This window comes from Pseudomonas capsici, from assembly GCF_017165765.1.
Classification (GTDB): domain Bacteria; phylum Pseudomonadota; class Gammaproteobacteria; order Pseudomonadales; family Pseudomonadaceae; genus Aquipseudomonas; species Aquipseudomonas capsici.
Map to the genome: position 1 here is coordinate 589,959 of NZ_JAFGZD010000001.1, position 13,858 is coordinate 603,816.

A 13,858-nucleotide genomic window follows, 5' to 3' on the forward strand; every position below is an offset into this window, starting at 1 on the left:
CAGGCAGGAGCCCGTAATGGCGAAGAAGAAAGCTACTAACGCCACATTCATCAATGACCCGCTCTGGTACAAGGACGCGGTGATCTATCAGGTTCACGTCAAGTCGTTCTTCGATTCCAACAATGATGGCATCGGGGACTTTGCCGGCCTGATCGACAAGCTCGATTACATTGCCGAGCTGGGGGTCAATACCATCTGGCTGCTGCCGTTCTATCCCTCGCCACGGCGTGACGATGGCTACGACATTTCCGAATATCGCGATGTGCACAGCGATTACGGGACCATGGCCGATGCCAGGAGGTTTATCGCTCAGGCCCACAAGCGCGGCTTGCGGGTCATCAGCGAACTGGTCATCAATCACACCTCGGACCAGCACCCGTGGTTCCAGAAGGCGCGGCATTCGAAGCCCGGCTCCAAGGCCCGCGACTTTTATGTATGGTCCGACACGGATCAGAAGTACGAAGGCACGCGGATCATCTTCCTGGATACGGAAAAATCCAACTGGACCTGGGACCCGGTGGCCGGTCAGTACTTCTGGCATCGTTTCTACTCCCACCAGCCGGATCTGAACTTCGACAATCCCCAGGTCATGGAAGCGGTACTGGACGTGATGCGTTTCTGGCTGGATCTGGGCGTCGACGGCCTGCGGCTGGATGCCATTCCTTATCTGATCGAGCGGGACGGCACCAATAACGAAAACCTGCCCGAGACGCATCAGGTTCTCAAACGTATCCGCGCCGAGATCGATGCCCACTATCCGGATCGCATGCTGCTGGCCGAGGCCAATCAATGGCCGGAAGATACGCAACTGTATTTCGGTGACACCCATGGCCCGGATGGCGATGAATGCCATATGGCGTTTCACTTTCCGCTGATGCCACGCATGTATATGGCGCTGGCCCAGGAGGATCGTTTTCCGATCACTGACATTCTGCGCCAGACACCGGAAATTCCGGCCAACTGCCAGTGGGCGATCTTTCTGCGCAATCACGATGAATTGACCCTGGAAATGGTTACCGACCGCGAGCGGGACTACCTGTGGAATTACTACGCGGCCGACAAGCGCGCCCGTATCAACCTGGGTATCCGTCGGCGTCTGGCTCCGCTGGTGGAGCGTGACCGGCGTCGGGTCGAACTGCTCAACAGCATGCTGCTGTCCATGCCGGGTACACCGACGCTGTATTACGGTGATGAGATCGGCATGGGCGACAACATCTATCTGGGGGATCGTGACGGGGTACGCACGCCGATGCAGTGGTCCATCGACCGCAATGGCGGTTTCTCGCGGGCCGATCCGGCCAGTCTGGTGTTGCCGCCGCTCATGGATCCGTTGTACGGCTATCAGTCGGTCAACGTCGAAAGCCAGGATAAAGACCCGCACTCGCTGCTGAACTGGAATCGCCGCATGCTGGCCGTACGCAAGCAGCAGAAGGCCTTCGGGCGCGGCACCCTGAAAATGCTGTCGCCGTCCAATCGTCGCATCCTGGCCTACATTCGCGAATACACGGGGTCGGATGGACACAACGAGATCATTTTGTGCGTAGCCAACGTATCCAGTGCCGCCCAGGCGGCCGAACTGGAGCTGTCGGCCCATGCGGGCACCGTTCCGGTGGAAATGCTCGGCGGCAGTGCCTTCCCGCCGATCGGACAACTGAGTTATCTGCTGACGCTGCCACCTTATGGTTTTTACTGGTTTCTTCTCGCCCCGGAGAATCAAATGCCCAGTTGGCACGTGGAACCTGCGCAAAGCATGCCGGACTTCCCCACGCTGGTACTCAAGAAGCGTCTTGAGGAACTGCTCGACGAGCCGTTGCGCGGCACGATGGAAAACACATCCCTGGCAGTCTATCTGCCCAAGCGCCGCTGGTTTGCGGGCAAGGACAAGGCCATCGACGATGTTCACATCGCCTATGCCGTGCGCTTTGGCGACCCGGCGCACCCGGTCCTGCTCAGTGAGATCGAGGTTACGGCCGGTGGCCAGCCCGAGCGTTATCAATTGCCTTTCGGGCTGCTGGCCGAAGACGACATCAGCAGTGCCTTGCCTCAGCAACTGGCACTGGCCCGTGTACGACGCGGTCGACAGGTGGGTCTGATTACCGATGCCTTCACGCTGGAAACCTTTATCCGGGCGGTGATTCAGGGCATGCAGGATCAGACCGTACTGCCCAGCAGCGAAGGCGAGTTGCGCTTCGAGCATACCTCGCAGCTGGCGCCACTGGGGCTCGGCGATGCGTCTGAGGTGCGCTACCTCTCCGCCGAGCAGTCCAACAGCTCGGTGGTAGTGGGCAGCAGTCTGGTACTCAAGATGATCCGCAAGGTCAGTGCCGGTACTCACCCTGAGCTGGAAATGGGGGCTTACCTGACCAATGCCGGTTACCGGAACATTTCGCCTCTGCTGGGGGCCGTGACGAGGATCGGCAATGACGGGCAGCCGCACCTGCTGATGATTGCCCAAGGCTACCTGAGCAATCAGGGCGATGCCTGGGAATGGACCCAGAACAATCTTGAGCGTGCGGTGCGCGATGCCCTGGCTCATGGCGTGTCCGAGCAGGAGCAGCATTACAACGCCTTGCTGGAGCTGGCGGATTTCTCCCGCTATCTGGGGCAACGGCTGGGGGAAATGCACCAGGTTCTGGCAGCTCCCACCGATAACCCGGATTTCGCGGTGCAAGTCACCAGCGTCAAGGACGCCGAGGCGTCGGCGAAGAGCATAGGCGCACAGCTGGATCGTGCTCTGCAGTTGCTCGATCAACGCAAGGACTCTCTGGAGCCGGATGATCGGCAACTGGTCGACGATCTGATTGCCCGGCGCAAATCGATCCTGAGTCATGTACAGGATCTGGCCGGGCGCTCGGTGGGCGGTTTGCGCATGCGTGTCCACGGTGACCTGCATCTGGGCCAGGTGCTGGTGGTCAAGGGCGATGCCTATCTGATCGACTTCGAGGGTGAACCTGCCCGTAGCCTGTCAGAGCGGCGCGCCAAGCACAGTCCGTTCAAGGACGTCAGCGGTGTCTTGCGCTCTTTCGACTACGCTGCCGCCATGGCCGTGCGCAGCGCACAGAGCGTGGACACTTCCGAAGAGGCTGGCGTGGCCCGGCAGTCTGTGGCAGAAACCTATCTGGTTCAGGCTCGCGAGTCTTTTCTGGACGGTTATCGCAAGGCAACCGCCGGTCTGGCCCATGAATGGAAAGACAAGACAGGGGAGAGCGCCGCGCTGGAGTTGTTCACCCTGGAAAAAGCTGCTTATGAAGTGATCTACGAAGCCGAGAATCGTCCGAGTTGGTTGGCCGTGCCTTTGCAAGGCTTGCGTGGGTTGCTGGAATTATCCGATGGAGAGACCAAATGAATTTGCCTGACAAAATCGGCACGGGCCGCCAACCAATGCCCGCAGCCGTCGATATGGATGCGTTGATCCGTGCAGAGCACAGAGATCCCTTTTCCATTCTGGGGCCGCATGGAGATGGCTCGCACGGGCAGTTCATTCGCGCCTATCTGCCGGGTGCTCTGAGTGTCCGGGTGCTTGCCCAGGACGATGGCCGGGATCTGGGCGAACTGACAATGAGTGACGTGCCGGGTTTCTTCGTCGGGCATTTCGAACAGATGCAGCCCTATCTGTTGAAAATAAACTGGGCAGGCGGTGAGCAGGTTACTGAAGATCCCTACAGCTTCGGTCCGCTGCTGGGTGAAATGGACCTGTACCTGTTTGCCGAAGGCAATCATCGCGACCTGAGCAGTTGCCTGGGGGCACAGCTCACCAATGTCGGGGGCATCGATGGCGTGCGGTTTGCGGTCTGGGCACCCAATGCCCGCCGGGTTTCGGTGGTAGGCAGCTTCAACAACTGGGACGGGCGTCGGCATCCGATGCGGCTTCGTCATCCATCCGGAGTCTGGGAAATCTTCGTGCCTCGGTTGCAGGCCGGCGAGATCTACAAGTACGAGATTCTGGGCAGCCAAGGCATTCTCCCCCTCAAATGCGACCCGGTGGCGCTGGCGACCACTTTGCCGCCCGATACGGCATCAAAGGTCGCCAGGCCCCTGCAGTTCGACTGGCAGGACCACGACTGGCTGCAGTCCCGTGGTGATCGTCACACCCATGCGGCGCCACTGTCGATCTATGAGCTGCATGCCGGATCCTGGCAGATGGAGCAGAACGAGGACGGCAGCCAATGGCGTCAGTACAACTGGCGCGAACTGGCCGACAGGCTGATCCCTTACGTCAAGGAGCTGGGGTTCACTCATATCGAGCTGATGCCGATCATGGAGCATCCTTTCGGCGGCTCGTGGGGATATCAACTGCTGGCACAATTCGCTCCTACGGCGCGTTATGGCTCGCCCGAGGACTTCGCATTCTTTGTCAACGCCTGCCATCAGGCCGAAATCGGCGTGATTCTGGACTGGGTACCGGCGCATTTCCCGACCGATACCCATGGCCTGGCCCAGTTTGACGGAACGGCGTTGTATGAATATGGCAATCCTCAGGAAGGCTTTCACCAGGATTGGGACACCCTGATCTACAACCTTGGCCGTACCGAGGTGCATGGCTTCATGCTGGCTTCGGCGCTGCACTGGCTCAAGCACTTCCATATCGACGGCCTGAGGGTGGATGCCGTGGCGTCGATGCTGTATCGCGACTACTCGCGCAAGGCTGGCGAGTGGGTGCCGAATCGCTTTGGTGGTCGTGAAAACCTCGAAGCCATCGATTTCCTGCGACACCTCAATGATGTGGTCGCTATCGAGGCGCCGGGCACCATGGTGATTGCCGAGGAGTCCACGGCCTGGCCGGGGGTGACCCAGAATACCCAACAAGGCGGACTGGGCTTCTCCTACAAGTGGAACATGGGCTGGATGCATGACTCCTTGCATTACATGCAGCAGGATCCGGTCCACCGCGCCCATCACCATAACGAACTGAGTTTCGGTCTGGTTTACGCCTGGTCGGAGCGTTTTATCCTGCCGATTTCCCACGACGAAGTGGTTCACGGCAAGCGCTCGCTGATCGACAAGATGCCCGGTGATCGCTGGCAGAAATTCGCCAACTTGCGTGCCTACCTGACGTTCATGTGGACGCATCCGGGCAAGAAACTGCTGTTCATGGGCTGCGAATTCGGTCAGTGGCGCGAGTGGAATCACGACGAGCAACTGGACTGGTACCTGCTGCAATATGCCGAGCATATCGGCGTGAAAAAGCTGGTAACGGACCTCAATCGTCTGTACCGCCAGGAAAAGGCCCTGCACGAGCGCGATGCCGAGCCCATGGGCTTCCAGTGGCTGATCGGTGACGATGCGGCCAACAGTGTGTTTGCCTGGTTGCGCTGGAGCAGGGAAGGTGAGCCGCTGCTGGTGGTTGCCAACATGACGCCGGTGCCTCGTGAGAATTACCGGATTGGCGTGCCTTTTACCGGAACCTGGGTCGAACTGCTCAACAGTGATGCCGAAACCTACGCCGGTTCTAACCTGGGCAATGGCGGCGGTGTGCATACCGAAGACAGCCCGAGCCACGGGATGCCGGCTTCCGTGTCATTGAGCCTGCCGCCGTTGGCGGTGTTGATTCTCAAGCCTAAAAAAGCAGAGGAGTAGGGCCCGGATAATGGTGCGTCCATTTGGGGGAGGCAGCTTGCTGGGCTGTCTTCCCCGGAACCCTGGTGCCTACCAGCTCACTCTGACCCCCAGATTCCCCCGCAGACCTTCCAGGTCATTGCCATCCAGATTGCTGCTGTAATCGGCACCGAGGTACAGACTGATCTCACGGGACACTCTGGCTGTCAGCCCGACTCCCACATCCGCCCTGGTGGACTTGTGTTCAGTCTTGATCCGGTCGCTGTAATCGAAGGTCAGGGTGTCCGAACCGTCAAAGGTGTGCCACAGGTTGCCCTGCAAGAACGGCTCGAATGGAATGCCGCGCACCTGATAGCGCCCTTCAAGTCGCCCGCCAAGACGTGCGCTGGTGTAAGGCTGTGAGTCGAAGGCGACATGTGAAATGCCATCGTTCTGGCTATCGAGATCGATACGCTGGTGGATCACTTGTGCCTGAGGCTCGATGACCCAGTCCTGGTTCAGCGTAATGGGATAACCGGCCTCGACGGAAAGACTCAGGGCATCACCTTCCGTGTCCATGCGAATTCCCCGTTGCGAGCGGGTGTAGCCATCTAACCGAGTACCCATCGCTACTGCATCTACATACCAGCCGTTCGGATCGATCAGGGTCCAGTAGAGACCCAGGCTGTCGCCCTGGATTTTCAGCTTGCCGGTACGGCGATCCTTGAAGCCTTCGGCAAAGCCTTTGACGTGACCGTCCAGGCGCGTGTGAGCCACGAACAGGCCGACCCGCTGGGTGCGTCCATCCTCGGTTTGCAGCGCCAGCAGGTCGTGGCCGATCTGATAGCCCTTGAGCGATGCATCCAGGCTCGGGGCTACGGTACCCGACCAGTCCTGCCTGAAGTCATTGCCGAACAGGCGTGCCCAGCCGGCAGGAAAGGCGCCGGTTTCGTTCAGCAGGTTTTGGTCGCCCTGGCGCTCATGGAAGGTGCCCAGGGAAGACAGTGCCAGTGTTGTGACCGCAGGCGTCACGACTGCGTAATTCGGTACTTCCAGGCGGTACAGGGGAACCGGCGCAGCGCCACGCACCGGCTCGGGAAGCGGCGGGGTGCCTGGGGCCGGAACGGGCTGTGTGATGGCCGATTGTACGGTTGGTGGTGTGGGTACTGGCGTCGGTGCCGGGGCTACAGGAGGTGTTGGAGGTGGCATGGGTGTGGGCGGAGCAGGAGGTGCGGGTGGCGAAGGTGGCGTCGGAGTGGGAGGCTCTGCGGCAGGTTCTTCTGGCGCGGGAGTGGCCGTCAGAGGTACGGAAACCACCGAAGAGCGCAGAAACCAGCTGTTCTCCGAGCCTGCAGTAGCACCGCCCTTGAACAGGTAGTACTGATAGGCACCGACCGACAATGAGTTTTTCAGGGAGAAGGCCGAGTTATCGCTGGTTGCGCCATTGGCAGCCTGTACCACCTCGATCCCGTTCTGCAGGGTCAAGGCACCGCTGCCTCCCAGATTGTTGACTGCAATCTGAGTCGTACCGCTTATCGCTCCCCGGGCAACCACCAGCTTGTCACTGGGCGAGTTGTCACCGCCCAGCACCGATTGCAGCAGCAGTTGCCCATTGCTGCCCACGTAATTGCCATTGACCGTCAGTGTGTCAGTGGTGCTGTTACTGCCACTGCTCATATCCAGAGTGCCGGCATTATTGAGTGTGACCAGGCCGCTGCTGGTAAAGGGTGAAATACTGCCCGATACGGATGTCAGGGTGCTGCTGGCATCTACATTCATGACCCCGGTTCCGCTGGTGTTGTCTCCCAGTGTGAAAATGCCTGCCAGGTCCAGTCGTGAACCGTTGTTCAGATTGACCGTTTCCCAGTTGGTATAGCGTTCGGGTTTTGCGGAGGTGGTTGTATCGAAGGTCAGTAGATCGGTACCCGGCCCGCCATTGAGTTGGGGGTTGGGGGCAAGGTAGGTTTCATTGAGATTGCTCAATATTGCAGTATCGTCATCGCCTTCCATCAACACAGTGCCACGTATATAGCCGCCATTGAGCCAGGTGAAGCTGTCGTTGCCAAAACTGGTGCGTATCCCGCCGCGAATCTCTCCGCCACTGACGGTTACCCGATCATTGCCACCACTGATGCTGACGACCCCGCCGATACTGCCGCCCGACAGGATGATGGTATCGCGGCCAAAGCCCGCTACCAGATTATTGACGATGGTCCCGCCCGACATGTCGAAGGTATTGTCATCCAGCTTCATGTCCACGCGGCCAATGGTGCCACCGGTCATTCTGGCTTGATCGCCATCCTCGAAGGCGTTGCTGATCGTGCCCCCGTTCATCACGAAATTGTCCAGACCGTCGCCCTGAGTCAGCGAACGCAGTGTGCCGCCACTCATGAAAAAGTTATCGCGATCGGCACCCTGATTGACATCGCCCGTAATGTTTCCTGCGGTGATGCGAAACTGATCCGCCCCGGCTCCCTGATTGAAGTTTCCGGTGATACTGCCGGAATTCATCTCGATCCTGTCGCTTCCCGGTCCATAGGTGACGCTGCCGTTGATCGAACCCGTACCTCCTGCTGGAAAGATCAGCGTGTTATTGCCAGCCGGTCTGGTCAGGGAGCCGCTGCTACCACTGTCACAGACTTGTACATCATTGCCGAGGGTTGCAATGAGATCGCAGTCTCCATGGGCGTAGGGTGAGATGGAAGTCATTACAGCCAGAGGCAGGATTCGCAGGGGATAACGCAGAACACACGGGTAGTCGATTCTCATGACAGCTCTCTCTGAACACGTGGTCAGGGAGGCTGTTCATGGTTCCGTTACTGGCCTGTCCACCACGCAAGGGACGTCCATGAAGGGTTTTTTCAGCCTGATCAATGGCTAACAGAGCTAAGTCAAGATCTGATTTTAATTGACGTCAAATAGTTGACCGACAAGCGGGAGCGGGTTTTGAACGCAGGCAGGCTCAGAGGCTCGTTCAGGGGCGACGTGATAACCAGAACGTCAGCGCCAGGGCGATGATCGACAGCAACGCGGCATAAAAGAAAATCCAGCCATAGCCCTGACCCAGAGCAATGAAGCCCATCACCGGGCCGGCAATCGCCAGAGCCAGGTCGAAGAACACTGCATAGGCGCTCAAGCCTGCGCCACGACTGGTGGTGGGGACTTGCTTGATGGCCTCCACGCCCAATGCCGGATATACCAGCGACAGCCCCAGGCCGGTCAGGCCCGCACCCGCCAGAGCAAAACCGGTATTGGGCGAAAGCCAGAGCATCACCAGCCCGATGGTTTCCACCGCCATGCACAGCATTGCGGCATTGAAGCCGCCCAGGCGGTTGATGGCGCCGATGAAAAGCAGGCGGGCAAGAATGAAACATACGCCGAACATGCTCAGACACCAGGCAGCACCTTCCCAGCCACGGCTGATATAGAACAGGGTGATAAAGGTCGTCAGGGTGCCGTAACCGATGGACGAAAGTGTCAGGCCCAGGCCATAGGGCGCTATGCGCCCGAACACCGACCAGTAGGGCAGGCGCTCGCCGGCAATCACCGGCACCGACGGCTTCTTGCGGATCATCGCCAATGCCAGTGCCGCCATGAGGATCAAGGCAATGCCCAGGCTGTTGAAGCCTGTGTGATCAATCACCACCACCCCAAGTGGCGCACCGATGGCAATGGCGCCATAGGACGCGATGCCATTCCAGGAAATCGAGCGTGCCGTATGTTCTGCGCCGACCTTGCCAATACACCAACTGATGGTGCCGACCCCGATCATGCCCTGAGAGACGCCCAGAAACAGGCGCGCAAGGATCAGAATCCACAGACTGGCTAACGGGATGCTTTCCAGCAGCGTGGCGGCCAGCGTCATGACGCCACTGATGGCTATTCCGCACAGACCCAGAACGATGGCGCGCTTGCTGCCCATATTGTCCGTGACCCGGCCGGCAAAAGGGCGGCTGAGCAGGGTGGCCAGGTATTGCGAGCCGATAGTCAGCCCGGCGACCACCGCGCTGAAACCCAACTGGTCATGCACATAACCGGGGAGCACTGCAATCGGCAGACCGATGCACAGAAAGGCGATGAAGGTATAGAAAACGATGGAAACGATTTGCAGCGTGATCGTCATTGAACTGGGCTGCGCTGAAGGTTTTTGACTTGAGGCGGCAGGCATCGGACTCGTTCGCTGGCAGGCGGATGGAATGCAGTCATCATGGCCCGGTAACGGCATAAATGAAAGCTTGCTAACAATCGTATTGGGTGTATTGCTGTTATTCATCACTAGTCATAGGATGACTGACCACAAACACAATAACAAAAGGTGCGGCATGAAAAGAAATCTCCTGTTGGCGGCTGCGGTTTCCTGCTCGTTCGGTCTGTCTGCTCACGCAGCGACTTTCGCTTACATCTCCAGTCCTGCGGACGGGCTCATTTCCCAATACCGGCTTGATGCGAAAAGTGGAGCACTGAGCCTGGTCGAGCAGACCAAGGCGGGCGATCAGGTCAATCCCATGGCACTTTCCCCGGATGGCAAGACACTGTTCGCTGCCTTGCGCATCAAACCTTATCAGGTGATCGGCTTTGGCATCGATCCTGGAACCGGGCATCTCAAGCAGATATCCCAAGGGCCGCTGGCCGAGAGCCTGGCTTACCTGTCCACTGATCGCAGTGGTCGATTCCTGCTGGGGGCGTCCTATGGTGGCGACTTGTTGAGTGTCCAGCCCATCGATGCCCAGCAACGTCCGGGCGACAACATTCAGACCTACAAGACCGGACTGCATGCACACTCGGTACGCACAGACCCGAGCAACCGCTTCGTGTACGCCGGTAACCTGGGCGTCGATCACGTCCTGCAATACCGCCTGGAAAAGGACGGCACACTTGTCCCCATCGGAACGGGTTACGTGACCGTCGCAGACAAGACCGGTCCACGCCATCTGGCTTTCTCGCCGGACGGCAAATTTCTGTATGTGGTGGGAGAGATGAGCGGCACCGTGACCGGCTTTTCGATTGACGACAAGACCGGTGCGCTGACTCAGGTGACTCAGGCTGCCGGTATCCCGGAACGTCTGAAGCTTGCTCATGGCGAAGTGCGCGATGCGCGCAACAACGACCTCAAGGACGATCCGACACCGCGCATCTGGGCGGCCGATATCCGCATTGCGCCGGATGGCAAGCTGCTGTTTATCAGCGAGCGTACGTCCAGCAGCGTATCGGTCTTCAAGGTAGAACCTGCGAGCGGCAAGCTGACCTACCTTGAGAACTACCCGGTCCAGGAGAAGCAGCCACGCAATATCGCAGTCTCACCCGATGGGCACTGGTTGCTGGTGACGGGAGAGAAGAGCGAGGTGGTGGGCAGTTATTCGATTGGCGCAGAGGGCGCCTTGAAGCGGGTCGGCGAAGCACCGTCGGGTAAAGGTGCACTGTGGATCGAGATGCTGGAGCAGTCTGGTACGTAAGACCGTGTTCGCGAATGAATCCGCTTCAAGGAGCGGACTCATTCGCGACAGGCGTTTTTAGATCACCACACCCTGGCTGCGCAGGTAGTCATCGTAGGTGCCGCTGAAGTCGATCACGCCGCTCGGGCTGAGTTCGATGATGCGGGTGGCCAGCGAGGATACGAACTCACGGTCGTGGCTGACGAAGATCAGCGTGCCCGGGTAGTTTTCCAGCGCCAGGTTCAGGGCTTCGATGGATTCCATATCCAGGTGGTTGGTCGGTTCGTCCATCACCAGTACGTTCGGCTTTTGCAGGATCAGCTTGCCGAACAGCATGCGGCCTTGCTCACCACCGGAAATGACCTTGACCGACTTGAGGATCTCGTCGTTGGAGAACAGCATGCGGCCCAGTGTGCCACGCACCAGCTGCTCGCCACCCTGGGTCCACTGACCCATCCAGTCGAACAGGGTGCAGTCGTCTTCGAAGTCGTGGGCGTGGTCCTGGGCGTAGTAGCCGATTTCCGCCGAGTCGGTCCATTTGATCGAACCGGCATCCGGTGTCAGGTCGTTGACCAGGGTACGCAGCAGGGTGGTCTTGCCGATCCCGTTCGGGCCGATGATCGCCACGCGCTCGCCGGCTTCTACCGTGAAGCTGAAATCCTTGAACAGTGTAGTGCCATCGAACCCCTTGGCCATGCGCTCGACCGTGACGGCCTGGCGATGCAGCTTCTTGGTCTGCTCGAAGCGGATGAACGGGCTGACACGGCTGGATGGTTTGACTTCGGCCAGCTGGATCTTGTCGATCTGCTTGGCGCGGGAAGTGGCCTGCTTGGCTTTCGAGGCGTTGGCCGAGAAACGGCTGACGAACGATTGCAGCTCGGAAATCTGGGCTTTCTTCTTGGCGTTGTCGGCCAGCAACTGCTCGCGGGACTGGGTCGCCGCGGTCATGTACTCGTCGTAGTTGCCCGGGAACAGGCGCAACTCGCCGTAGTCCAGGTCAGCCATGTGGGTGCACACGCTGTTCAGGAAGTGACGGTCGTGGGAGATGATGATCATCAGGCTGTTACGCTGAGTCAGGATGTTTTCCAGCCAGCGAATGGTGTTGATGTCCAGGTGGTTGGTCGGTTCGTCGAGCAACAGCACTTCAGGATCGGAAAACAGCGCCTGAGCCAGCAGGACACGCAGTTTCCAGCCCGGCGAAACCTCGCTCATCGGACCATTGTGCTGCTCGATGCCGATACCCAGGCCCAGCAACAGCTCGCCAGCGCGGGACTCGGCGGTGTAACCGTCCATTTCCGCGAATTCGGTTTCCAATTCGGCAACAGCCATGCCGTCTTCTTCGGTCATTTCCGGCAGCGAATAGATACGGTCGCGCTCGGCCTTGACCTTCCACAGCTCTTCGTGACCCATGATCACGGTGTCCAGAACGGTGAATTCTTCGTAGGCGAATTGATCCTGGCGCAATTTACCCAGGCGAACATTCGGCTCCAGCATCACCTGCCCACCCGAAGGCTCCAGGTCACCGCCCAGAATCTTCATGAACGTGGATTTGCCGCAGCCGTTGGCGCCGATCAGGCCGTAACGGTTACCGGCACCAAACTTGACCGAGACATTCTCGAACAAGGGTTTGGGGCCGAATTGCATGGTGATGTTAGCGGTGGAGATCAATTGCCTTACCTATCAATAACTTGGGAAATGCCGATGTGAGCCGTACCCCGCAGGGCGGCTCGCTCCAGTCGGAGCTTGAGTGGTTCCAGCGAGGCATACGTCGATAGCAACCAGCCTGCCATGGGCGGGTTGCCGGAATATGAATGCGGGGTTCATGCCAGACTTTGGCGCGCATTGTCGCATAGGTGGGATGCTAGTTGTACGGTGGCGGGTAATGAATGCATGGCTATCTTGCTGCGGCTGCAACATGAGTGCAGTTTCGGAGGAAAATTGATGATGGCATTTTGGTTTTTTTTGGCATCGCTTCTGACTGATTTCGCTTAGAATTTCCCCGACCGATATTCGGTCAGGCCAATGACGGCGAAAAGGAGTAGGTGTAGCGATGGGTTTTCGGATAGCAGCAATGGTAGTTGCACTGGGTTTGCTGACGGGCTGTGCAATGGGGCGCTCGGAAGTCGATGTGAAGTTTGCTCCCCTCGATACCGCTCAGAAAACGACGCCAGCCAACGGCAAGAAGGTTCTGATCAGTTCCATCGATGATCGTGTTTTCAAAATCAATCCGCGCAGTGCTGATATCCCGTCGCTGAAAGACGATGAAATCGCCGACAAATCCATTACTGAGCGTGCTGTTGGCCGCAAGCGTAACGGTTATGGAATGGCGATGGGCGATGTAGTGCTTCCCTCTGGGCGCACGGTGTCCCAATTGGTGAACCAGGCCGTCTCTGATGCCTACAAGAGTGCAGGTTATGAGGTCGTGACTGACAAGAGTGCCAAGGATGCCACTGCTGTAAACGTTCATATCGTGGAGTTCTGGTCATGGTTTTCCCCAGGCTTCCTATCGATTGCGGTCAACAACAAATCCCACCTTAGAATCGAAACCGCAGGTGCTCCGGATATGGATGTGGTCACTCGCAAGAGCGAAAACATGCAGGCTGCGACCGAGTCCGACTGGAAAGAAATCACTGAGTCCGGCCTCCAGGCAATTACCCTTGAGACGAAAAAGCAGCTCTAGATATCTTTGCTGTCATAGGGAGGCAGCAAGAGTGGTGTGGGACGATTGTTCGAGCCACAGGTAAGCTGCCTTCCCGGATTGCCGAACCTTCATACGACCGGAGATCGCTATGCCTAACAGATCCGTTTTTTACAAAAGCCGCGCAAGCCGCATCGGCCCATTAAGCCTGTATCTGTAAAGAGCGTGTACCGATTATCGGGAGTCGAATCCA

At 58.4% G+C, this 13,858-nt stretch carries 7 protein-coding genes; 4 read left to right on the plus strand and 3 right to left on the minus strand.

All coding sequences use genetic code 11. The features are described 5' to 3' along the window. The first annotated feature begins 16 nt into the window (after window positions 1-16). On the plus strand, window positions 17-3,346 hold the full coding sequence (treS, locus tag JSY17_RS02495) for a maltose alpha-D-glucosyltransferase (RefSeq protein WP_201014482.1): 3,330 nt from the start codon (window positions 17-19) through the stop codon (window positions 3,344-3,346). Beyond that, window positions 3,343-5,577 (plus strand): 1,4-alpha-glucan branching protein GlgB, encoded by a 2,235-nt coding sequence (gene glgB / locus JSY17_RS02500; RefSeq protein WP_122372532.1) that lies wholly within the window; start codon window positions 3,343-3,345, stop codon window positions 5,575-5,577. The genes treS and glgB overlap by 4 nt, the downstream gene beginning before the upstream one ends. Window positions 5,578-5,646: 69 nt before the next feature. On the opposite strand, the gene JSY17_RS02505 is transcribed toward glgB, so the two are convergent. Both JSY17_RS02505 and JSY17_RS02510 read right to left on the minus strand, forming a co-directional pair. After that, a complete protein-coding gene (locus JSY17_RS02505; RefSeq protein WP_232849227.1) occupies window positions 5,647-8,304 on the minus strand; it encodes an autotransporter family protein in 2,658 nt (885 codons plus the stop codon). Between the two features lie 205 nt (window positions 8,305-8,509). Continuing rightward, complete coding sequence (locus tag JSY17_RS02510; protein ID WP_117180716.1) at window positions 8,510-9,703, minus strand: MFS transporter; 1,194 nt, start codon at window positions 9,701-9,703, stop codon at window positions 8,510-8,512. Window positions 9,704-9,857: 154 nt separating this feature from the next. Here JSY17_RS02510 and JSY17_RS02515 point away from each other — a divergent pair, with 154 nt between their 5' ends. After that, window positions 9,858-10,988, plus strand: a complete 1,131-nt coding sequence (locus tag JSY17_RS02515) for a lactonase family protein (protein WP_117180715.1) — start codon at window positions 9,858-9,860, stop codon at window positions 10,986-10,988. Between the two features lie 57 nt (window positions 10,989-11,045). On the opposite strand, the gene JSY17_RS02520 is transcribed toward JSY17_RS02515, so the two are convergent. Beyond that, the gene (locus JSY17_RS02520; protein WP_117163379.1) at window positions 11,046-12,635 is read right to left on the minus strand and encodes an ABC-F family ATPase; all 1,590 of its coding nucleotides are present in this window, start codon (window positions 12,633-12,635) and stop codon (window positions 11,046-11,048) included. 403 nt (window positions 12,636-13,038) lie between these two features. On the opposite strand from JSY17_RS02520, the gene JSY17_RS02525 reads away from it, so the two are divergent. Continuing rightward, window positions 13,039-13,647: a flagellar biosynthesis protein gene (locus JSY17_RS02525; RefSeq protein WP_232849228.1), complete on the plus strand. Its 609-nt coding sequence runs from the start codon at window positions 13,039-13,041 to the stop codon at window positions 13,645-13,647. Window positions 13,648-13,858 lie beyond the last annotated feature (211 nt).